Source organism: Chryseobacterium gleum (assembly GCF_900636535.1).
GTDB classification, from domain to species: Bacteria; Bacteroidota; Bacteroidia; order Flavobacteriales; family Weeksellaceae; genus Chryseobacterium; species Chryseobacterium gleum.
In genome coordinates this window covers 3,118,502-3,142,905 of sequence record NZ_LR134289.1, presented here as the reverse complement: position 1 = coordinate 3,142,905, position 24,404 = coordinate 3,118,502, and the positions used below count along the sequence as shown (strand labels likewise).

Genomic DNA, 24,404 nt, shown 5'->3' with positions numbered 1-24,404 from the left:
CCATATCAGATCGCTTTTCTCAGTTTTTTATAGAAAGCTTCTTCCAGATCTGCAATATGCAGCATTGTTTTTGAAAGTTCATTGTAGATATTGCTTTTCGAATTTCTGTTTTTATACACCCTTGCAATATCCACGGCAAAATCCCTCCAAAGGTCACCAATAGCAGTAATTTCTTTGGATAATTCTTTTAGCTCATCATTTTTAAGAATAACAGCAGCTTCCTGAAGAAATGCTCCATAGATAAATCTGAAGCCACCACCTCCGGTTCCGATTTCCTCCTGCATCCTGATCAGCTGCCCCAGATAATGGTTGGTTACTTTTGTTCCTTTCTTCTCTGCCCATTTCGGGATGCTTTTCGCTACCCATCTCATGGCTTTTACCCCGATAAGCGGTACCGGAGCCAGCATATTTTTGCAGGTATCTTTGATTCCTTTTTTAATGGCTTCTTCAAGATTCACATTTTCAGGAACATAAACAGGGTAGTACATGTGTCCTTTCGGAGGCAGTGCTCCTTTTGCGTATCTTACTTTTTCCAGTTCTGCTTCGGAAAGGGAAGTTGTGTAATCCATTACCGGATCACTGATCAGGAATTTTCCGTCTTCTTTTCCATAGACCACAAGGTTGTGGGCATTGAAGTGGAATTTATATTCTTCAGGAAAGTAAGTAAGATTGAAAACCCCTACCTGAAGCCCTGTCGGTATATTTTGTTCCAGATTTCTTTCTAGCGCTTTCTGGGCATCCTTAGGATTTGAGAATTTCTCTCTTTTAATTTTAATTCCTAATCTTTTGGCTGCTTTACTGAAAATTGCACCCGGCATCGGGCGGTAGCTGAAGCCCGGAGCAAAATTTACCTTTAAAAAAGGGAGGTAGACAAAAAACAGTCCGGAACCGATCCCGAAGATCATAGGTTCACTGAGTTTAAGGCCTTTGTTGAGCAGTAGATTAGAAGCAACACCGTTTTCGCAATGCGCAGTCTGATGGTGTTCAAAGTTTAATTTCATTTGCTGATTGTATCTTTTTCATAGGTAAAATGAAGCCTTGCTTCATTATTTCCCGTCGAAGTTTTTTAATTCATCCACTGAAATTCCGAATGCATCGGCATATTTTTTCAGTGCAGTTTCGCTTAGTGTTTTGAATACTTTTGGTTTAAAATGTCTTTTGACCCTCCATTGCCACATTCCTACATAAGAAGCAAGAACGCCAATATCCATTTTATTCAGTTCCATAAAATAAACGATGGGGCTTGCGGTATTATTGGCCACATTTTTCCTTGCTTCCTCAATTCTTTCATGAATAAGTTCCATCGATTCATCCAGAGCAGCTTTCTTGGCGTCCCAGCCTGTACTGTTTGCTGTCGTGTAATTGTCATTCTCATCCGTCACATACAGGACTTCAGTCATGTTGGCGGATTTCAGGTTACTTTCGTCTTGAGGCAGGTCTTGTTTTTTCATCTAAATAATGTTATTTTTTTAGATTCCAGATGAGAAATGGTTCACCTGTTTTTGATTCTTTTAATCAGGTGGCTAAAATAGTGAAAATACATTATATGTAAATCATATTAAATCTGAGGAGTTATTACTTCAAAACTGGGGCCGTATTAAAACATTTTGCAGATTCCAACAGAAAATAATTATGTTGAATTAACAGTCATGTTGTAGCTTACGTCATGACTTTTTTATCCCTTTTGCTTAATAATAAGTGTTCCACGGATTTATAAAATGTTTCACGTGAAATAATTCAATTTCTGATGATATTTAATTTGTGTTATTAGCTTGATTATCAGTGGTCTTGAATGATTTTTTTGTTTGAAGTTGAATAAGTATAATGAAGATTTTATTGTAAGATTTTTATAATCAATTCAATAGAAGCGGGCTTTAGCCCGCTTGCAAATAGGAATCAATTCAATTGGCTTTTGCCGAAACCTGATTCATCACAAATGTCAACAATCGGGAGTTCAATAGTAAAAAAGCTGCACAAAAAGTACAGCTTTACTATATCTATATTCAATTGAATTTTACGACTTTACTTCCTGAATAAACAGGTTGATTTCTGCTCTGATCAATAATTCATCATGATTGAAGGTTTCACAAAATATATGGCAGATATTCTCAAACTGCGAGATAAGTGATGCCCTGGAGATAATTTTGTCATTCACCTTTGGAAGAGCAAAAACCTCAATTTTCTTGATATTGGTAATAAAGCCAATTACTTTGGTATCTGCTTCAGGATTTTCGAAGAAGCTTTGTCCAAGAATCGATGAGCAGGTTTGGGCCAGGTTTTCAATTAATCCGGCTTCCACAAATTCATTATTGTGAACAAATATATTATCTTCTTTGATTTCAAAGGAAGTCACTACTTTTTCTTTGGTCAGTTCAAGGATATAATCTGCCATAAGCATCGGCTCGCGATGTGGTAAAAAGTTGTGTATATTGATGATATTTTCTTCCTTTATTTCCATTTCGGTTTATTTTACAGCGGTTTTCATTTGAGATTTTGCAATCACTTCACCGTTAAGTTTGGTTACGATATCTACCAGGGTTACTCCCATTACTTCATTCAGAATTGTTACCTCAGACTTCAGATGGTCGCCAATTTTAGGCAGTTGTTCAGCTTCAAAAGACTTGATGGATCCTATATATCCGGTAGGTGCATCTTTTCCAAGCAGGTAATATTTATATCCTGTATGTAAAGCAACGCTTTGTGCCTGGTGTTCAATAAGTCCTGAGGCCTGAAATAATCCATCTTGGATAAAGAGGTTATCTTCTTTGATTTCAAAACCTGACAGGAGATGATTTTCAGAATACTCGGTCAATTCATTTACCATCACAAAAGGGAACCTTTGCGGAATAAGACTTTCAACAAAATCTTTATCAGATGTCGGCAGCTTGTTTTCCATTAGCAAACAGTTAGTAATGCACATGAATAAGCAAATCTTCCGCTTTCAGGAACACAAAGAAGTACTTTTTCTCCTTTTTTCAGTCTTCCTGAATTCATCAGTTCTTCAAGAGCAATAAAGATAGATCCTGCTCCGATGTTTCCTACTTCTGAAAGGTTATAGAACCATTTTTCCGCAGGGAAGTCCATTCCTTTTTTAGCAAATTCTTCTTTGAGTCCGTCTTTGAAATAGCCCGAAGAGATATGAGCCAGTACATGATCAATTTTTTCAGGATCTAAGTTATGTTTGTCAAAAGAAGACCTTAAACTTTCAGCTCCTTTTACAAGGATATATTTATCCAGGATTTTCGTATCCTGTTTGATGGCAAAAATAGATTGTTTCAGCCATTCATCAGACGGGTAATCTGCCCATGATTTCAGGCTCCCATCTTCAAGTTTATCACATCCGGCATACATACATGCCTCAATTTCGTGGGCATATGAATAGAAGTCAATGAATTCTATCTTTAATGAAGTGCTGTTTTCTCGTGGCTTATTTTCCAAAAGAAAAGCTCCTGCTCCGTCAGAAAGCATCCATCTCAGGAATTCTCTTTTAAAAGCGATGATAGGTCTTTCTTCCAGTAATTTTAAATTTTCAGCCTCATGGTTAAATTTATCAGCAGTCATCCATGCAGACATTCTTTCGGAGCCTGCACATACAGCATTTTCCTGTACGCCTGCTTTTACAGAAAGGAATCCGTAATTCAGCGCATTCATTCCTGAGTTGCAAAGACCCGTTGAAGTATTAATTTCAATAGATTTTCCGATGTTCAGTTCACCATGAACCATAGAAGCGTGTGATGGCTGGATCTGGTCTGGTGAAGTGGTTCCTACCGATAATAATTTCATGTCTTCCTTTTTGAAATTTTCATCAAAAAGGCCTTCGATTGCTTTTGCCGTAAGCTGCGCATTAGAGTGTGTAGGATTTCCGTCCTTATCTAAAGCGTAGTATCTTGTTGTGATTTTATTATTTCTTAGGATAAGTGATTTTGCTTTAGATGGCGCATCATTGATAAGCCCAAGATAAGTCTCCATTTCATCATTCGCTACCGGCTCATTGGGTAAGTATTTTGATGCTTTTGTTATAAATACGTCGTACATTCTATTTTAAATTAATTCCTTGTAAATATCTTTTTTGTTTTTGTCTTTTAAACCAAAATATAGGGGTGGTAAGAAGGTGTAATACCAAAACGACAGGTGAGATAATCCATATCGCGGCCATCAAATATACCTTAAAGAATTTTATCAGCAATGGACGTTTCTCTTTTTTCTTGATAATCAGATTAGACCATACTGTGAAAATTTTATTTCCTACCTTCTCTACACGCACCAGAAATGCACGGATTTCAATGGCTCCGTTTTTAACAAGATCCGGTTGCAGATTAATCAGATCATTGTTGTTGAAATGTCTTTCAATAATCTCGCCATACTTTACAGAACCTGCAATTTCTTCATCAGAAACACCGGCTGCCGGAAGCATTCCTGATTTTTCTTTCTGGCCTGTGGTAAGCCATCTGAGAATGGTCAGTACGCTGGTATAATTGTCATGTCTGTCTACCAGTGCTATATTTCCGACAAGTTTTGCCTGCAGATCTCTTAGATATACTTTTAGTTTTTCCTGGGAAAGCATCCACATATTTCGGGTTCCGGAAATGGTAACGACAGGAGTATCTTTAAGGATACGGCCTGCATACTCACTTTTTAAGAATGAAATAATAGGAATGGATGGTGTGAGATACCATACCTGATATCCGAAGAGGATAAGATCATACTTTTTATTGAGAACTTCTTCTGAAGGTGGAAGGATCTCTTTTGGAATCTGCAGATAGGATTCGGGAAAAGTGTTGAAAAAAACATCACTTGGCCAGGGAAACGGAAAGTCTTCCTTGAGCTTAATATTATAATAGGTAACATCATATTTCTCCTTTTGAGCTTCAAAAGGCCTGGCGATGTTCTTCACAATATCCTCCAATTGGCCGGTTTGTGAATAATATATGACAAGTATATTTTTCTTCATTAGTTTTCTTTAGGGTTTACAAAAATATGTTTTTCATATTTATTAAGTAGATTTAAATACTTTTATGAATTCAGAACTGAATTTCAGTGTATAATTTTCACTTTCAAACCTGGTGTTTTTTGTATTTACAAAAATGATGGTTTCAGGAAGTTCCTGAAGGTCATTCATTGTAAAATGTTCATCTGATAAAAGAAGAACGTCAATTTTCTTATTGATCTCAGAAAGGTCTTTGATATAATGTATTTTTCTTCTTTTTACCAGATAGCTGTGGGCGGCAGTTTCCCTCTTTTCATCGTTCCGGATCATAGAGAAAATTCTTCTGTTTGCCTGATACAATGTTAATAAAGCATCTTTTTGCCCAAAATCATCAGCTATATGAAGGATGCCGGCGTCATTGGGAATATGCTTGTTAAGCTCAAAATATACTGATTTGTTGGTATTAAAATCTTCTTTTACGTCTTTCACTACTTCACTGTCTTTGTAAAGATAGCTCAGGAATAATTTCTTCTTAAAATAATTTTCATCCTCAATCTCTTCCCGAAGTTTTGCAAACTCTTCTCTGAAGTAAGCATTGATCTTTTTGGTTCTCTCAGAATAGTTTTTACCAAAACTCATATCATCTTTGCTGATTCTGCTGCCAACTTTTACTGTGATGCTGCCATCATAGATAATAAAGTCTCCTTTTGGCAATACTTCAGAATTTCCATGGATGTAGATTGGGAGAATATCCAGGCCGAACTGTTCTGCAAGATAAAATGCTCCTTTATGAAATCTTTTGATGTCATTGTTATAAGAACGTTCTGCTTCAGGGAAAACCACTAATGAGTACCCTTGTTCAACTTTTTCCTTCAGCTTTTCCATCCCATTTTCAATTCCCTGTGATACGGGGTAAAACCCAAGAGCTCTTACCAGCTTTCCAAAAATAGGAGACTGGTATACCCAGTCATTCACAAGATAGATGATTTTATGAGTCGTCATTGCAATCGCCAGTGTATCCAGAAAGGATGTATGGTTGGCAATGATCACTGCCGGTTTACTGAAATCTTCCGACGGATTCTTAATGACCTTCTTCTTTACAAAAGGATTAGAATAAAGAACAGAAGTTAAAAACCTTGCTAAAATTATCTTGATAATATTCAGTGTATTTCCTTTGGAATTTTTGACAAAGAAGCTTCCGAAAGCGGAAAACAGCAATCCGCCAATTCCATAATACAAGAATGAGAATACAGACCATATGAACAGTCTGAAAGTAATCGGTGAAAGTCCTTTTTTTGCTCTGTTGGTGATCAGCAGTCTGAACCAGAACGGATATAGGGTAGAGGTAATAATAATGACTGAGAACATTCCGATTAAAGCAACCAAAGCCAGGGAATGCAGGGCAGGATGTTTGGCGAAAATCAGGGAGCCAATGGAAAGAATCGTAGTGAAAACCGCAAGAATGATGGAAATTCTGTATGTAGGCAGTTCATTTTTTCCTGTGGTATGTTCTTTCTGCATGGCCTGCGTAAGGAAAATGCTGAAGTCGTCACCAACCCCAAAAACCAATGTGCACACTACAGTACTGAAAATATTCAGTTCCAATCCCAGAAAATAAAGGATTCCGGCTGTAACAACTCCCGTTAAAACAATCGGGAACATGGTAAGAACCGTTAATTCAAAATTTCTGAAAAAAACAATAATAGTTAAAATAATGGCTAGAAGAGAGTAGTTGATCAAGGTATTGAAATCCCTTTTCAATAATCCAAGGAAATTTTCATTCATCTGCTGGCGGTCAATAGCAATAGCATCATGTTTCTTTTCAATATCTTTGATAAAAGCATCCCTTTTCTTTTCGTCTACTTTTACAACGTTGGAAACGGTATAAAAACCATTCTCGCTGCTCATGAATTCTGAAATCTGAAGTGCTTTCACTTGTTGATAATCCTTCAGTTGTAATACAGAATAATCTTTATGCAAAACTTCAATGAAATTATCAAATGCAGAACTGTTGAAACCTAATTTATTTCCGTTACTGATCAGCTCAGAAATGGTCTGGCTTTTCTTTTTCTCATTCCAGAAACTGTTCCATTCATCAATCTTTTTTTGTTGGTCTTTTTCTGAAAGCACAACACTTCCAATTGAATTGTAGCTTAAAATCTTGCCCTCTTTCTTCTCTTTTTCAAGGAAGCTGCTTAGTTCAGAGTTTCTGCTTAAAGCATCTTCTTCAGAATTTCCGTAAGAAATCGTATAAATAGATTTTGAAGTAATATCGGAAAGCTTCTGCAGTTTTGCTTCACTGATTTTTAATTCTTTCGGAATATAATTCAGATCTCCAATGTCTTCATTAAATCCTACATGTCTGAATCCAAACAGGCAGGCCAGAATAATAATGGAACAGCCTATGATCAAAGGCTTGTTTTTCTCGTAAGGATAAGAGCCAATCTTATCAATAAAGTTGGTGTTCAGGTGTTCTCCCTTTTCTTTTGGTTTATAAAGCTGAGGAACGATAATCAATGCTGTGATTGAAGAAAGAATAACGGTAATGGCTGCAAAAAGTCCTAAGTCCTTCAATGCTTCAGAACGTACGAAAACCAGGCATAAGAATGAAACGGCTGTCGTTGCACTGCTTAATATGATCGGTTGGGTAATCTCTTTGTAAAGTTCTTCAATATTATTGTTATGCTTGTAATGGGTAAGAATATGCAGGGCATAATCAATGGTAATTCCAATCAAAATAGCTCCCACACTTAGTGAAATTGCCGAAATCTTATCTTTAATAAAATAAAGAACCAATAAAGCAAGTAATACGGAAAATACTGTTGGTAAAAAAACAATGATGGGAGTGAAGAAATTCCTGAAATAATAGATCAGAAGAATCAAAAGGACTGTCATAGAAATGACAACTGTATTCTGGATGTCTTTTTTGATCTGTTTTGCGTTGGCCACCGCAATTACAGGGGAACCGAAATAGCTGATTTCTGTTTTTCCCTTGAACTGCTTATTGATGCTGTCTTTGATGGAATTGAGCTGATCTACAAATGCTTCATTGGCTTTTGTGTCATTGCTTTTGTTTTTAGGATCAATGAAAAGCAGGAGGTTTTTGCCGTCTTTGGTTACAATATAGCTGTCTTCAAGTTTGAAGTCTTTGCTGATGTTTAAAGCATTTAATTTTTTTATTCCCAAAAAAGTAAGTCCCAAAGGATCTTTTTTAATAAACTCTTTAGTGACAAGGCTTGTGGGAGAAACCAGTGAGATGTAATTATCCTCTACCTGTTTGGCAATGCTGTCTTTTTGCAGTTTCTGATTAATCTCCTTATAGTCATTTTCATTAAGGAAGAGTGGAAGGTTCTGATTGACAAAATCAAAAGTTTCTGAAATTTCATTATCATTCACTTTCCCCTGAATGGAACTGATATATTTTTGCAGAGGTTCAATTTTTTTTAAGAAAGTATCTGCCGTTTCAGAAAGCTGAAAGCTGTCTTCTCCGGATTTGTTTTCAATAATAACAATAATTTTATCTGAAAAATTGAGTTGCTTGAGAACTTTTGCTGTAAGATCTGATTTTTCATTTTTAGGGATAATCTGATTGATGTCTTCCTCAAAATTGATCTTTGACGCAAAAAAAATGCACAAAACGGCAATTCCCATGGCTGTCAGTACAGATAGAATTTTATTTTTGGAAATCAGATAATATAAAAATATAAAAAAGCGATGCATTGCATTTAAATCAAGTCTGCAAATTTAATTTTTTAAGTATTAGTTCAAAATATTTAGCAATAAGTTTTGACTGAAAATCAATAAAATATTCTAGGATGATTCAAAAAATATTCTACTTTTGCAAAAGTTCCCTTTTGAAAAATGTATTTTAAACCACAATTATTATTAAAAAATAAGAATCTGTTTTAGATATGTTGAAAAGAAATGATGAAAAAATAAACGGATTTCTATTTGTAATAGTACTTCCGCTCCTGTTGTTTGCGATGTCTTATTATGGATTTGAATCCTCTTATACAAGACTGAAAACATCAGAAAAAACGCCTGACTTTTTGTTTTCCTCGGTATATGCTTACAGAGTGATTCCCAATTATCTGAGTGTGCAGATGACGGATCTGATGTACTATCTCATTAACGGTCCTCTGTCTTTCTTTAAAAATTTTTTGTCCAAAAACGGAACTCCTTTTTATCACGGTCTTTTCCTGATGAACAGTGTTTTCTTCATTTTATGTTCCTTGATTTTGAATGCTGTTTTTCAACTGAAATCAACAGGCCTTCTTCTGAATCTTAATGCAAGAAGAATCATCCATCTTCTGTCTGTATTTTTCATTGTAATAACACAGTATGCGCCGACAAACTGTGATACTATAGCGCTTTTCTGTTATCTTTCGGGTGTTTATCTGACCCTGAAATATTCGGATACCGGAAAAAATATTTTCTTTTTTATTCTTATCGGCTTAATTGCAATCTCAACTCTGGTAAGAGAAACAGCCTGTCTGAATATTGCCTTTTTTGCTGCTGTTTTTTTTACTATTGACGATTTAAAAAAAGGAAATTATCAGATTATCTGGAAAATAATACCATTGGTGGTTGCTTTTCTGATTCCTTATCTGGGATTAAGAGCCATACTGGTACAGGAAGAAACTGCTTTTGTGGAAGGGTTTTATATCAACAGAAACTTTTCCAGTCCTTTCAATCTTGCGGGGCTGGTATTTGCGTTAATTGTGATTTATTTTATATATAAGCTTTGTACAGCGCCAGAAAACAGGAGTGTTTTCGGAAAGTATTTTTTCTTTTCCATTCCTTACCTTCTGATGATTACTTTAGTAGGACTGTATTGGGAGGTAAGGCTGTTTCTGCCTTTAATTCTGACCGGAATAATCACAGCATATCATCAGTTTAAAAAAACATCAGAGATTTAGCATGAGTTTACTACATCCATATTATTTAGTTGCAATCCTCTATATGCTGTTCTTCAGTGTTCAGGAAGTGTATGGAAAGAAGGTTGATAAAAAATGGTTCTGGTTCCTTGCGGTTTATTTTATCATTATTGTCGGTTTTAGAAAAGATGTAGGTCCGGATTATGGAAGTTATAAAGGGATTTATATTTACTCTGATACCAAAAGCTATTACAGTATCTTTATGAAGATGCTCCATATGGAAGGAACTGAAAATCTGGATGTGGAATGGCTGTATACGCTCATTAATAAAATTCTTCTGAATATCTTTGATGCCCCTTTTTATATCCTCACATTGGTCATTGCTATTTTTGCAATGATCTTTAAAGTAGAATATACGGAAGATAACACATTTTATCCTTTTACCTTTACCCTTTTTATGTTTATTCCTAACTTCTTTATAGGAGAAAGCGGACAAATCAGACAGAATTTGGGCACCTTTATCGTTTACTTTGCCATACGGTATATTAAAGAAAGGAAATTCTGGCATTACTTATTTTTTATATTCATAGGATCAGGTATACACAGTGTATGTTATTTATTCCTCCCCATGTACTGGCTGGCACGTGTCCCGATCAATAAGACAGTGATGCTGATTATGATTGTTGGTTCAGTCTTTTTATCTCCTTTTGAGATATACAGGAGTTTTGGTAGTCTCTTAGATGGAATGGCTTCTGACAGTACCCTGGTAGAAGGGTTCAACGGATATATTGATCAGACGGCGCAGCGATTGAACGGGGGTATTGGAATTCCGGAGGTGATGATGGCTATTCTTACTTTTTTCCTTTTTGCTTTTGATACCAAGATGAAAGAATTATATCCTTATTACGAATACCATAGAAATTATGCCGTAATTGGAATATGTCTTTACTTTATCTTTAGAAATAACCCTGTATTCTCGTCAAGACTTGCTGGGGCCTTCATCGGATTTGCATATATTATAATTCCAAATGCAATGTACGTGGTTTCAGGAAGAGTAAGAAATATGATCTATGCATTTATTATTTCACTGGTCGTGTTCAATTTTGTGGTCTTTGCTATCTTTAACAATATCAAGGCAGGGCGATTTTCAATTGAGAGCTATCAGAACTACATTCTTCCATAGAATTTGAAAATTAGCAATATATTAATTATAAAGACAGTCATTAGGCTGTCTTTTTTTTGTGAAAACCTTGTTCATGTTTGTGCTGTTTACTAGCTTTGTTTTTAAATTATTAACAACATAATTTAAATATGTTGTTTTTATTTATAAAATAAATCTCTTTTCGTTGAGATAGGCTTAAAAGTTGCACTTGGGTAATGACACTAAATTATAAGGTATGAAAAGGTTAACTGAAAAATTAGCGGCAGTCTTCTGTCTGATATCATTGGCAATATATTCTAAAGGGAATGTCAGAGAAGGCTCCTCAAATGGGCATATTAAAGCAGTCTGGATTGCTGAAAAGACGGACTCACTCGCCAGGCCGTTACCCGAATTGACGAAATTGTTCCTTCCGGATTGGAAAAAAGCTCCTAACAGTTACATTTTTGATCCCGGCCAGAACAGTGAGGGATTGCTGGTTCCGGTAAAAAAAGCGTATGCAATGTGGGAAGGCGGCGGATATCTTAACGGGAGTGGTATTCCGGCTGGTGTTGTAACAGCGGATGTTTTGTGGGAAGATGTTCATGGACTTATAAAATCGGGGGTAAACTATGCTCTGGAAATAACAGGAACCGGACAGGATGCCAAGATAAAAGTCCCGATCAATAAAACAAAAAAGGGAAATGCCGTCATTGCCTTCAAAGTAAATGGAGAAATTTATTGGAGCTGGCATATATGGGTGACGGATGATCCTACAAACGGCTCCACCTACAAAAGTTTCAACAACATTAAGAGAATGAAATCAGACGGAACCACTGAAGTTATTCCCGACTCTGACTGGAAATGGATGGATAGAAACCTTGGCGCAATTACAAGCTCTATTACTGCATCAGACTGGAACAGAAGCATAGGACTTCTATATCAGTGGGGACGAAAAGATCCTATTCCTCCATTAGTTACAAGAGGTAACGATTTTTATGAAGCTTCAGGGTCAATAGGCAGAATAAGACATAGAGAAGCAAAGAATATGAACAATGCTGTAAGTATTGATGACCTCAGGAAATTTGTTCTGCTTTCTGCAGCTGAAGTAACCAATAATATAAGACTTTCTGTAAAAAATCCTTTGAGTCTTATTTATGTGAACAAAGATGATAACTCCGGTCAGGCGTACTACAATAATAATCTCAACCTTCCTGTCAATTGGTTTGGAAAATCTACAACCTTGCCCACGAACAGACTTTCAGAACTTAATCTCTGGTCTGATAATGCGCAGGGGAAAATAGAGACTGTTTATAATACTGATGACAAAGCAAAGCCTTATCGAGATAAATCACCTTATGATCCGTGTCCCAACGGATGGCGAATTCCCTCTATGCTGGTTGCCAATCTGGCTTCTTCATCCTATGTGGACGATATCAGAATAGACTTTTCACCTTTTGGAGTGAGAACCAATATGGCGAAAAATGTTTTTGAAACCAACAAATACCATATCATTAAGCCTACTAATGCAGGAGTTCCTGCTTTTATGACAGGATTTAAAGTTTATCCCAACTGGGGTTTTGATCTGTCAGCTGTCGGAGGATATAATATGGGAATCTTCCCGGGAAACGGACAGCTTATCAGAGGAGCCCACCAGGGACAGTATACAGATCAGCATCACACTGCACTTTGGACAGCTACTATGGCCAGGCAGTTTGATACCTCTCCGGCTGTTACTGTCAGAGGACTTTCTATGATTCCGGATAAAACGCAGTCAGATGTCCCGGATGCAAATTATCCTACTATTAAAGGACGCTATTATTACTTTCCTATGTCCGTAATGTACACTTCGGATGCGAATGGCTGCAGATGTATAAAAGATCCTCTTTACACGATCAATGACTATGATTTTCCAACAGAATATCTCCCTGCAGCTACAGAATATAAAGAAGGGTTTAATAATCCGAATACGTACCAGATTGTAAAAAGCGGAGCTGTTTCTACTGTTGAAATTCCGGTCAGCAAAGCATTCTCTGTACAAAGTCAATTACTGAATAATACTGAAATATTAAACCCTTCCAGTTTTAATAATTTAAAAGGAAATGTCCTTTGGACTACCAATCCGGGTCTTGTCAATAAAATTACAGTAGTAAACCCTTCACCTTCGTCACTGCAGGATATCGCCAATTCTAAAATAGTTGTGGAAATTGCCTCCAATGAAAGTGGAAATGCGGTTGTAACACTTCATAACGGCAGTATATCTTCACCGGTATATTGGAGCTGGCATATCTGGGTGACGGATTCTCCTGTGGGATCTTACACCTATACTACCGAAACTCCGGCAGCAGTTACAAACTATGTGAATTATGTAGATAAAGCTGATGTAGTTTTCCAGACGACTTTTATGGATCGAAATCTTGGAGCTGTAGATGCTTTTCCTGCTGTTGCCAACCCGCAGGCTCCCACCGCTGATGAACTTTTGAAAATCCGTGCCTCTACCGGTTTGCATTATCAATGGGGAAGAAAAGATCCTATTCCTGTATTTCAATATGCAGATAACAGAAGCTCCTACAATGTGTTTTTGGGTGCGGCTGCAGACAATGGAACAGTTACATACAGTACGCTTAATCCGACTGACTATAATAATCTTTCAGGAAATTATATTGTTCCTTACAATACTTATGCTGCAGCATCAAATGTACAGACTGCCGATAAGCCGATAGATAAAATTTCCAAAATATTATCTTATTCTGTGAAAAATCCTTTGGTGTATATGGTTCCCAGTTCTTTTGCTCTTTATAACAGCACAACACCTAATTATACCAGCGGAACAGACTGGCTTGCAACAGAGCCTAACTTAGCTCCGGACAGATGGGGAAGAGGAGGGAAAAAATCGCCTTTCGATCCTTGCCCTGAAGGATGGAGAATTCCTGACCTTACGAACGTAGCCTTGGTTTCAGGAGCAGATTTCGGACAGACTCCCTGGTATAAGAAAGATAAAAATGTAGCAACGTCATACAGTATTGTGACTGATTATCTGGGAGCAAGGGTGAGAAACGCTGCCAATGCTACAGTGGGATATATCTTTAATAACGCTGCATACCCTTTAGGAAATTATCCTGATTCCGGTTCAAGAGGATTCAGAAGTGTGACGGCAAATCAGTCTGCACAGGGAACATTTAATGTGCTCAACTATCAATATCCGGCTGTCTGGACGGCTGCTTTAAATTCTAATTATCTGGGAAGATCAATCAATGTTTTATTTGATGCGGCAGCTACAACCAATAGACTAATCGTCTTTCATGATAATAATGATCCATATTTCGGTACGGGATGCCGATGTGTGAAAATAGAATATGATGCCAATGGCAACGAAGAAGGGCCTGCTTCAAGAACTACTGTAATACCAAATGGTTCTACATTAAGTACTGCAAATGCCGTACTTAAAACTACTGATAACAAGATCTCTGTGTATCCCAGCCCTGTATCCAATATTCTTTATATAAAAGCTACGGAAGATAAAGAATACGATTTTCAAATTTTTAATGCCCTGGGGCAGCTTGTAAAATCAGGACATTTTATTAATAATCAGACAGATATCTCATCTTTAAATGCCGGAGTATACCTGATAAGAATCAATAGTTCAGAAGCGACTTTTAAGATTATAAAACGCTAAGGTTTTAAAATAAATAGTAAGTGGATAAGTTCCTATAGAATGTTTTTTGTCAAGACATATTTCTTCTATTAGAGATGGTGAAAAATTCTATATTATTATCTGCAGAGAATTGTATAATAGTCTAAAACCTATACTGCAAAAGACTTGTTTCTTCAGAAAGCGGGTATTAAAATATAGTATAAAGCGTTAGGAATAGTAAATTAAACCTGCTTAACAAAAAGTATATAATAAAAAAGCTTTACTTTTGCAAAAAATTTTTTTTAGAATGTCGAAAAATTTAGTAATCGTAGAGTCCCCGGCAAAGGCAAAAACTATTCAGAAATATTTAGGTAAGGATTTCGAAGTGAAATCCAGTTTCGGTCATATCCGTGATCTGCCTAAAAAAGGAATGGGAATAGATCTTGCCACCTTTAATCCTGATTACGAAGTTTCAGCAGACAAGAAGAAATTAGTGACAGAATTAAAAGCTGCAGTAAAGAAAGCTGATATGGTTTGGCTGGCTTCCGATGAGGACCGCGAGGGAGAAGCTATTGCCTGGCACTTGGCAGATGAGCTGAAGCTGAAGCCTGAAAACAGAAAAAGAATTGTTTTCCACGAGATTACTAAAAATGCCATTCTAAAAGCAATTGACAATCCGAGAGATATTGATCAGAACCTGGTAAATGCACAGCAGGCAAGACGTGTGCTGGACAGAATCGTAGGTTTTGAAATGTCGCCCGTTTTATGGAAAAAAGTAAAACCGGGTTTGTCTGCAGGTAGAGTACAATCTGTAGCCGTAAGATTAATCGTTGAAAGAGAAAAGGAAATCCGTGAGTTCATACCGAAAGCGAGCTTTAAGCTTGATGGTATATTTTTAAATAAAACAGAGCAGGAAATTGCTGCCAAGCTGAAGAAAGATTTTGAAAAAGAAGAAGATGCAGAAAAATTCCTGGAGCAGGCAAAAACTACACAATTTAAAGTTCTGAATGTTGAAACCAAACCAGGTACCCGTTCGGCTTCAGCACCTTTTACAACCTCTACATTACAGCAGGAAGCTTCTTCAAGACTTGGTTATAACGTAACCAACACCATGCGTCTAGCACAGAGACTGTATGAAGAAGGGTATATTACCTATATGAGAACAGACTCCGTGAACCTTTCTCAGGAAGCTATTGAAGGAGCAAAAAAACAAATCATCTCAGAATACGGAGCAGAATATTCTTCACCAAGAAACTATACTACAAAATCTGCTTCAGCACAGGAAGCGCACGAGGCCATCCGTCCTACAGATTTTGGAGTAAAAAGTATAGGAGATGCACAACTGAATAAATTGTATCAGTTAATATACAGAAGAACACTTGCTTCTCAGATGGCTAATGCTAAAATCGAAAAGACTGTAATTGAAATTGGAAATACATCTTTGCCACATCATTTTGAAGCGCAGGGAGAAGTGATCATATTTGACGGTTTCCTGAAAGCATACGGAATTGTGAAGACTGAAGATGATGATGAAGAAAACAACGATAAATTGCTGCCGAAAGTAAGCGTAGGAGAAGTATTAAGTTACAAAACCATTACTGCTACTGAAAAGTTCACAAGACCAAGTGCAAGATATACTGAAGCCGGATTGGTAAGAAAACTTGAAGAATTAGGGATCGGTAGACCTTCTACCTATGCACCTACTATTCAGACTATCCAGAACAGAGAGTATGTGGATAAAAGAGAAATTGAGCCACAGACCCGCGAAGTGATCAAAATGTCTTTGGTAAAAGACAAAATCAAAAAAGTAGTTCTTGAGGAAAAATTCGGAGGCGATAAAAATAAATTCGTTCCTACAGATATCGGTGAAGTTGTTAATGACTTCCTTACAGATAACTTCAGGGAAATTCTTGATTACGGTTTCACAGCAAGAGTTGAAGAAAGCTTTGACGAAATTGCAAGCGGTGATCAGAAGTGGAAAGAAATGATGACGAATTTCTATTCAAAATTCCACCCGAGAATTGAAGATGTAGAAGAAAATGCAGACCGTGCAACAGGAGACCGGCTTTTAGGAGTAGATCCGAAGACCGGTAAAAATGTACATGCAAGAATAGGAAGATTCGGAGCAATGATCCAGATCGGAGAAACGGATGATGAGGAAAAACCGATCTTCGCATCCTTAATGACAGGTCAGAATATTGCAACCATTACTTTTGAAGAAGCTCTGGAACTGTTTAAATTACCTTTCGATTTAAATGCAGTTGACGGACAGCCGGTTTCTGTGGGAGTAGGTAGATTTGGACCTTATGTCAAATGGGGAGAAACATATATCAGTATTCCTAAAGGTGAAGATCCGCTTTCTGTAGATCAGAAGCGCGCTGAGGAAATTATCAGTGAAAAGAAAATTGCTGATGCTCCTATTGCAACCTATAAAGGAGAGCCGGTAACAAAAGGATCAGGAAGATTCGGACCATTTATCAAATACAAAGATATCTTTGTAAATGTTCCAAAGAGATATGATTTTGAAAACCTTTCTCAAAGCGATATCAATGAACTGATTGATGCTAAATTGGAAAAAGAAGCCAACCGATATATCCAGCAATGGGAAAAAGAAAAAATTTCCATTGAAAACGGAAGATGGGGACCTTTCATCAAGTTTGGAAAAGCGATGTTCAAAATTCCTAAAAAAGCAGACGATACAAAATATGAAGCTGAGGAATTGAAAGAACTTTCTTTAGATGAGGTGAAAAAATGGATTACAGATCAGGATCCGAAAGCCTTTGCCGAAAAGAAAAAACCAGCTGCCAAAAAAGCAACAACTACAAAGAAAACAACTGCAGCCAAAAAGCCGGCAGCCAAAAAAAAGTAAATGTAAAATAATGATACAAAGCCGTTAACATCTGTTGACGGCTTTTTTTATGAACAAAAGCATCCATGTCTTACTCAGTTTCTATGTTTTTTGTATGTTTGTTTTATCAAGCAATTAATCAATTATTATATTCAAATTAAAATATGGATTTCGAAGACTTTATCATTTCACCAAGAAATTTCAAAACCGAAAGCTGGCAGATAGGAAGTCGGATTACTAAAGATATCAGAGAAGACAGTATTGTTCTGCTGTTTGTGTCAGATTACAGAGGTGCCGGAGGTGATGCTGAGGTTCAGGATTTTACAGCTGTGAGAAAAGAGTTTTATAAGCTTTCACAGATGGATTTCGAAATTCCGGTGGTAGATCTTGGAGATCTGGTATCCGGGAAGTCAGTTCAGGATACCCATTATATCTTACAGGAAGTTCTGTCGGCATGTCATTATAAAAGAGCCATTCCGGTGATTATCGGAGGTTCCAATGATTTTGCCTTTTCACTATTTTCAGCATTGAATTTTCACAAGAAAAGTCTCAATTATACCCAGATCAGCAACATCATTTCCCTTCAGCAGGGAGAAGCGATCAATGAACACACTTTTTTAAGCAAAATTTTCGGAGCTAAAAATTTCTCCATTAAAAATTATCATCACTTAGGTTATCAGAAACATCTGAACGAAATGGATTCTGTAAGGCTGATCAAAGAAGTAGAATTTGATATTGTCAGGCTGGCTGAAATGATGAATTCCACAGAGAAGACAGAGCCTTTCTTCAGAAAAGCAGATCTGGTGACTGTAAACTGCGATGCTATCGAAAGTTTTAGCGAACCTTTTTCAATGAACCCGCAGGTAAATGGATTGAACAGAAGGGAAATCTGTGCCTATATGAAAGAAATAGGATTGAGTGAAAATCTGAAGTCCGTAGGAATTTTTAATTATAATATTTATTCGGAAAACCAGCTGAACCATCAGCTTTTAGCACAAATGTTATGGTATCTGATCGAAGGGATCAATATCCAGCATTCCCATCCGAAAGAAAGAAATTATGAGCTGTTCTATGTGCTGATAGATGACAGGCAATATGCATTCAAGCGTGATACTTTCAGTAATTTGTGGTATTTTGGTGATGATGAAAATATAGAAAACTGCATTCCCTGTTCCAGAAAAGATTTTGATGAAGCTAAAAAAGGATGGCTGAATGCAAGACTGACGAAAATTTAATGTATGACAAATGTTCCCTCAAGAGTATCCATTATTGTTCCCGTTTATAATGTCGAAAATTATTTGGCAAAATGTCTTGACTCGCTGGTGAAGCAAAGTCTTCCGGATATTGAAATTCTTGTAGTGAATGATGGAAGTAAGGATAACTCTGAAAAAATTATTGAAGGATATGCGCAAAAGTATCCGGAGAAAATAAAAGCTTATACCAAAGAGAACGGAGGCTTAAGCGATGCCCGTAATTTCGGGATCGATAGAGCAACCGGTGATTATATAGGTTTTGTAGACAGTGATGATTATGTTACTGAAACTATGTTTGAGGAAATGCTTCTTTTAGCAGAAAAGCATAATGCTAAAATGGTGATCTCAAATATTCAGAAAGTGGATGAGAATGGCAAAGTTGTTCAAAAACTCACTCAGCTTCCCAATATGCCCGAAAAGATAACCCTTGAAAATAACTTTTCGGTATTTTCGGATATTAGCTACTTTGCATGTAATAAGCTGTTCAAAAAAGAACTTTTTAATCAGAAAAGATTTAAAAAAGGTGTTCATTTTGAAGACATTCAGCTTATTCCACAGCTTTTACTGGAATGTGAAACCATAGCGCAAACCCAGAATTTCCATTATCAGTATCTTGAACGTACCGATTCCATTACAAAAACCCATACGGAAAAAGGGCTTGACATGCTTAAAGCAGTGTCTGATGTAGAACAGGTATTCAGAGAATCCCCATATTCCCACAAAAAAGAAGAATTGAAAAATTTCCAGATTTTTGAAGGGGTTTACTCGTTTCTGGCCTATCTGGCGTTTGTGAAAGAAGAAGAAATATTTTATAGTATGTCTGATCAATTGGTTCTTTTTATGAAGGAAAGACAAATAAAAATTCAAGATATATTGAAGTATAATCGTTTTGGTAAGAATTATCTTTTATCTTTGCCGTTGAAGAAAAAGATTTTTTATCTGTTATTTTTTGCCGGACAGAAAAAATTGATAAGAAAATTAATTTAGTAAACACAAATGTAAGTACTGTTATTTCGTACAGTAGGAATGATAATGAAGACTTTGTAAGTCCTGCATTATAAGCCTTATTGAAGAAATACAAGTGCTGAATAAGAAAAGAATGAAAAACTTTGAATTGTTCTTAAGCGGATCGGGAATACCTATTTTCTACATAAAAATAGGGCTGGGTTTCGTTTTCTCCTTTTTAATTACATTTTTCTCCATTCCTACCATTGTTAAGATCTCAAGAAGAAAGAATCTGATGGATGAGCCTGGAATAAGAAGTTCGCACCTTAGAGAGATTCCCAATCTGGGAGGAATAGCCATTTTTTATTCCATAGGAATCTGTGCTTCCATTTTTGCCTATGAGCTGTTTGATCTCTACAAGTTTCTATTTGCCTCATTAATTATTCTGCTTTATATTGGAGTAATGGACGATATTGTGGTTATGAGAGCTTACAAAAAGCTTGTAGCGCAGATTGTTGTATCTTCATTAATCGTTATTGGATCAGATATCAGAATCAGAAGCTTATTCGGAATATTCGGAGTATATGAGCTGGAGTATTTTGTAAGTGTGATCTTCAGTATTATAACATTTATTATTCTGATTAATGCTTTCAACCTGATTGATGGAATAGATGGCCTGGCAGGCGGATATTCTGTTATCTGCAGCGCTTTATTTGGCATAAGCTATTACCGTTTGGGAGAATATAACTATCCTCTGGTAGTTTTATCTGTTGTTATTATCGGGACTGTACTGGCATTTTTATACTATAATTTGTCAAATTACCGGACCCGTAAAATATTTATGGGTGACACCGGATCCATGCTGCTTGGCTTTTTGCTGGCCTTTACCTCCATTTGTTTTATAGACATTTTCATCGATAAAAATCTGGTGGATGTACCAAGATATCACCTTCAGTCTGCTCCGGTAGTGGCAGTTGCCATTCTCATTCTTCCGATTGTAGATACATTAAATGTCATTATGATCAGGCTTTACAACAAGAAATCACCGTTTGATGCAGATAAGAACCATATTCATCATAAGCTGCTGAAATTGAATCTTACCCATAGAAGATCTACTTTCTATATTATTCTGTACTATCTGATGATTGTTGCAGTAGCTTATTATCTAAGACATATTAATGTCAATATTTTATTATTAGTGGTGCTTTCACTGGGCTTTTTGGGCGCTTATCTGCCGGATTTGCTATATCGGCTAAGAAATAACAAAAATTAACAATTAAATATTACTTTTGTAAATAATATTATATATGATGAAAAACTTTAAATATTTATTTTTAATATTCCCTCTTTTAGTTACCTCATGTATTACAACAAAGGATGTAAGATACTTGCAGCCAAGTGAGAGTCTTGTAATTAATGAAGAAGGTCTTGTTCCCTACAACATCCCTGTGTACAGGATTACCAAAAACGATATCCTTAACCTTAATATTGTGACTACTCCCAAAGGAGATGCCGCACAATTTTACTCCTCTTACAATACCTCCGGAGGTGTTGCAGGTGGAAGCGCAGCCAGCCCTGCAATAACAGGAGGGGGTGCATTAGGAGTGAGCGGAAACGGCGGAGGAAGCAGAGGCGGAAATATAAACTTTTATTTCAATGGTTTGAAAGTTGACGCCAATGGTGAAATCAATGTTTTTGGAATCGGATATGTAAAAGCCGAAGGAAGAACATTAGATGATATTACTAAAGAAATTCAGGAAAAAGTAAATGAAAATTTCCAGGAAGGTAAATCTGAAGTACGTCTGAATACAGATGGTATTACGTTTTATATCCTTGGTGATGTTGAAACTACCGGTCTTTCAGGCGAAAAAGTTGTTCACAAAAATACACTTACCATTACCGAAGCTTTAGCCATTAATGGTGGGCTGAACAGGACGATAGACAAAAAAGAAATTGTTATTCACAGAAAACTTCCGGAAGGAATCAAAATTGCTAAAATAGATCTTACCCGTGAAGATCTGATGAATTCTCCTTTCTATTATGTACAGAACGGAGATGAAATCTATCTGAACACAAGAGCAAAAAGCTTGAATGGATTCGGAAAAGATCCTATTCAGACTTTAACTACGGGAGTTTCGGTAATTACTACAGCATTATCTATTTATTTACTTCTTAAAAATCTTTAGCCATGATTCCAGAAAGAGTAACCGCTGCAGAGAAGAACAATTCTCAGAAAGAAAAGTATGGGTCGTTTGCATTATTTGATTTAGAACACTTTTTAAGAAGAATCCTTAAGAACTGGTACTGGTTTGTATTCATGCTTTTTATCGGCTATGCCATTGCATGGATTTACAGTAAGTACTATGCGCAGAATATTTATGCGTCTGACTTGTCTTTAAGTACATCCAGTAAAGGTTCTGAGTTTTTACCAACACAGTCTAACCAATCCATCAACTTTATTTGGGGCGATACCGGAAACCAGGATGGTCTTTATCTGAAGAAAATGCTTTTATCCAGAACGCATAATGAATTTTTGGTGAAAGAATTAGACCTTTTTGTAAACTATTCTACAAAAGGACTTATAAAATCTACCTATCTGGATAAAGATGATTCACCTGTGTTTCTTCAGATTGATAAAAAACACCTTCAGCAGATCAATTATCCTATTACCCTGCTACCAAAAGGTAATGGGTCATATCAGGTGGTTTTACCGGAAGAAGGGGAATCTACTAATTTGTATAATTATGAAGTTGAAGGCTTTCAGAATGTAAATGCTTATAGCAGACCAGCTGATAAAATTATTAAAATCAATGAGTGGTACAATGCTCCTAACCTGAGATTCAGACTGCTTCAAAATCCTGTTCCTGCTAAAATTAAGTTGGACAATATCATTGTAAAATTGAACTCAGTAAATGAGAGCGTAAATGAAATTATCGGTACTACGGGAGTGGATTTTGATAAAGAAATCAAGTCTATCATGATTATTACTAAAAGAGGGTATAACCTTAACAGTACAGTTAATTTCCTTAATAAATCTGTTGCAGAGCTGCAAAAAAAGAGATTGGCTGACAAAAATATTGTTAATAAGAATACGGATCTCTTTTTAAAGGAAAATCTTGCTAATATTCGTAAAAAACTTGATTCAAGTGCAAATGTGCTGAATTATTTGAAAACTTCAGAAAAGCTTTATAATATTAAAGACAGGGATGAAAAATCTCTTGAAAAAATAAAAGATCTGGAAGCTAAAAAAGCAGATATCATAAGCAAAATCAACTCCCTGAATAATATCAAAAACACACTGCAGTCTCAGAATTTTGATAAAATGATTGGAACCAATGCTGCAGGTTTTGAAGATGGAGTATTCTCAGCAACAGTTACTGAGCTTAAAGCTTTATATGCTAAAAAAGCAGAAATGGCTTCTATTTATAAGCCTTCATCGGAGCCTATGAGAGAAATCAACAGACTTATTGATGAAGCAAGAATGGGATCTTCCAATAGCCTAAGAGGGTATTATAACAGATATTACGACGAAATTAATAAAATTGACCGTGAGATCTCAGGTGCCAATTCAGATTTAGCTTCTTATCCTGAAAAAGAAAGAAGATACCTGGATGCAGAGAGAGGGTATAATATGATTGAAGCTACTTATAACAGCTTACTGGGCAGACAGAGTGATACCCAGATGAGAATGGCTACCAATCAATCTGATATAACGGTGATTGACCCGGCCAAAAACCTGGGACAGAGCCCTATTGCACCTAATGTAAAGCTGACAAAGACAGCTATTATCTCCGGAATGCTGTTGCTTCCGTTGCTGTTTATCTTTCTTGGTGAAGTGTTTGATAATAAGATCAGAAATATCAAAGAACTTCTGAGTGCTACCAAGATTCCACTGCTTGGTGTGATAGGAAATAACAGCAATGAAAATATGCTTACCGTTCTGGACCAGCCAAAATCATCTGTTTCAGAGGCCTTCAGAGGAATAAGAGCAAATATGAGATTCCTGATGGATAATGAAAATGAAAAAGGAAAAGTAATTTTGGTTACTTCATCTATTGGAGGCGAAGGGAAAACATATGTATCTATCAATCTGGCATCCGTTATAGGATTAAGTGATAAAAGAACAATCCTGTTGGGAATGGACCTTAGAAAACCAAAAATCTTCGGAGATTTTAAGATTGATAATAAATATGGTATCTCAAATTATCTGACCGGAGAAGTAGGAATAGATCAGATTATCAATAAAACGAGGATCCCTAATCTTGATGTTGCTACTTCAGGGCCTATCCCTCCAAATCCATCTGAGCTTTTAATGAGCCAGAGAAATATCAAATTTATAGAAGAACTTAAAGAAAAATATGATTTCATTATTATAGATTCACCTCCGGTAGGCTTGGTGGCAGATTCATATGAACTGATGAAGTATTCTGATGCAAATCTATACGTTGTGCGCCATGAATACACAGAAAAGTACATGCTGAAAATGATTACGGAAAAGTATCACAATAATGAAATCAATAATTTGGAACTTGTTTATAATGACTACAATACGAAGCAGGGGTATGGCTACGGTTATGGTTATGGCTACGGCTATGGTTACGGCTATGGTTATTTTGATGAAGATAAAAATTATAAAGAGCCTTTATTGATAAGAATCAGAAACAGAGTACAGGTATTATTTAATAAAAAATAAAGCATTAAACCCTCATTTAATGGGGGTTTTTTCATATTTACGGTATTTTCATTCTATGAAAAAAAGAATATTTTTGCCACTTTGCCGTT

General features: G+C 36.3%; 16 protein-coding genes. 9 read left to right on the top strand and 7 right to left on the bottom strand.

The window, feature by feature from the left end; translation table 11 throughout:
- Positions 1–5 precede the first annotated feature (5 nt).
- The 7 genes from darH to EL165_RS14235 all read right to left on the bottom strand — a co-directional run bounded on the left by darH (position 6) and on the right by EL165_RS14235 (position 8,647).
- The gene (gene darH / locus EL165_RS14265; protein ID WP_002983713.1) at positions 6–1,001 is read right to left on the bottom strand and encodes a BtrH-related acyltransferase DarH; all 996 of its coding nucleotides are present in this window, start codon (positions 999–1,001) and stop codon (positions 6–8) included.
- A gap of 45 nt (positions 1,002–1,046) precedes the next feature.
- A complete protein-coding gene (gene DarG, locus EL165_RS14260; protein WP_002983712.1) occupies positions 1,047–1,451 on the bottom strand; it encodes a flexirubin biosynthesis protein DarG in 405 nt (134 codons plus the stop codon).
- A gap of 563 nt (positions 1,452–2,014) precedes the next feature.
- Complete coding sequence (locus tag EL165_RS14255) at positions 2,015–2,458, bottom strand: hotdog family protein (protein ID WP_002983710.1); 444 nt, start codon at positions 2,456–2,458, stop codon at positions 2,015–2,017.
- Positions 2,459–2,464: 6 nt separating this feature from the next.
- Complete coding sequence (locus tag EL165_RS14250; RefSeq protein WP_002983708.1) at positions 2,465–2,896, bottom strand: hotdog family protein; 432 nt, start codon at positions 2,894–2,896, stop codon at positions 2,465–2,467.
- Entirely contained in the window at positions 2,896–4,035 is a 1,140-nt protein-coding gene (gene darB / locus EL165_RS14245) for a dialkylresorcinol biosynthesis protein DarB (protein WP_002983706.1), read from the bottom strand. The genes EL165_RS14250 and darB overlap by 1 nt, the downstream gene beginning before the upstream one ends.
- 1 nt (position 4,036) lies before the next feature.
- Complete coding sequence (locus EL165_RS14240; protein ID WP_002983704.1) at positions 4,037–4,951, bottom strand: hypothetical protein; 915 nt, start codon at positions 4,949–4,951, stop codon at positions 4,037–4,039.
- A 42-nt stretch (positions 4,952–4,993) separates the two neighbouring features.
- Positions 4,994–8,647 (bottom strand): MMPL family transporter, encoded by a 3,654-nt coding sequence (locus EL165_RS14235; RefSeq protein WP_002983702.1) that lies wholly within the window; start codon positions 8,645–8,647, stop codon positions 4,994–4,996.
- A 191-nt stretch (positions 8,648–8,838) separates the two neighbouring features.
- Between EL165_RS14235 and EL165_RS14230 the strand changes: the two genes are divergently transcribed.
- The 9 genes from EL165_RS14230 to EL165_RS14190 all read left to right on the top strand — a co-directional run bounded on the left by EL165_RS14230 (position 8,839) and on the right by EL165_RS14190 (position 24,315).
- Complete coding sequence (locus EL165_RS14230; protein ID WP_002983701.1) at positions 8,839–9,846, top strand: hypothetical protein; 1,008 nt, start codon at positions 8,839–8,841, stop codon at positions 9,844–9,846.
- Between the two features lies 1 nt (position 9,847).
- Complete coding sequence (locus tag EL165_RS14225; protein ID WP_041462082.1) at positions 9,848–10,987, top strand: EpsG family protein; 1,140 nt, start codon at positions 9,848–9,850, stop codon at positions 10,985–10,987.
- Positions 10,988–11,201: 214 nt separating this feature from the next.
- Positions 11,202–14,618, top strand: a complete 3,417-nt coding sequence (locus EL165_RS14220) for a T9SS type A sorting domain-containing protein (RefSeq protein WP_002983698.1) — start codon at positions 11,202–11,204, stop codon at positions 14,616–14,618.
- Between the two features lie 265 nt (positions 14,619–14,883).
- Positions 14,884–17,445 carry a type I DNA topoisomerase gene (topA, locus tag EL165_RS14215; RefSeq protein WP_002983696.1) on the top strand — a complete coding sequence of 854 codons (2,562 nt, stop codon included), beginning with the start codon at positions 14,884–14,886 and terminating at the stop codon, positions 17,443–17,445.
- Positions 17,446–17,588: 143 nt separating this feature from the next.
- Positions 17,589–18,659, top strand: coding sequence for a formimidoylglutamase (locus EL165_RS14210; protein WP_002983694.1), 1,071 nt, complete (start codon positions 17,589–17,591; stop codon positions 18,657–18,659).
- 3 nt (positions 18,660–18,662) lie between these two features.
- Positions 18,663–19,664, top strand: a complete 1,002-nt coding sequence (locus EL165_RS14205; RefSeq protein WP_002983692.1) for a glycosyltransferase family 2 protein — start codon at positions 18,663–18,665, stop codon at positions 19,662–19,664.
- Between the two features lie 112 nt (positions 19,665–19,776).
- Positions 19,777–20,895, top strand: a complete 1,119-nt coding sequence (locus tag EL165_RS14200; protein ID WP_002983690.1) for a glycosyltransferase family 4 protein — start codon at positions 19,777–19,779, stop codon at positions 20,893–20,895.
- Between the two features lie 34 nt (positions 20,896–20,929).
- Positions 20,930–21,808: a polysaccharide biosynthesis/export family protein gene (locus EL165_RS14195; protein WP_002983688.1), complete on the top strand. Its 879-nt coding sequence runs from the start codon at positions 20,930–20,932 to the stop codon at positions 21,806–21,808.
- A 2-nt stretch (positions 21,809–21,810) separates the two neighbouring features.
- Entirely contained in the window at positions 21,811–24,315 is a 2,505-nt protein-coding gene (locus EL165_RS14190; protein ID WP_002983686.1) for a polysaccharide biosynthesis tyrosine autokinase, read from the top strand.
- The last annotated feature ends 89 nt before the right edge of the window (positions 24,316–24,404 follow it).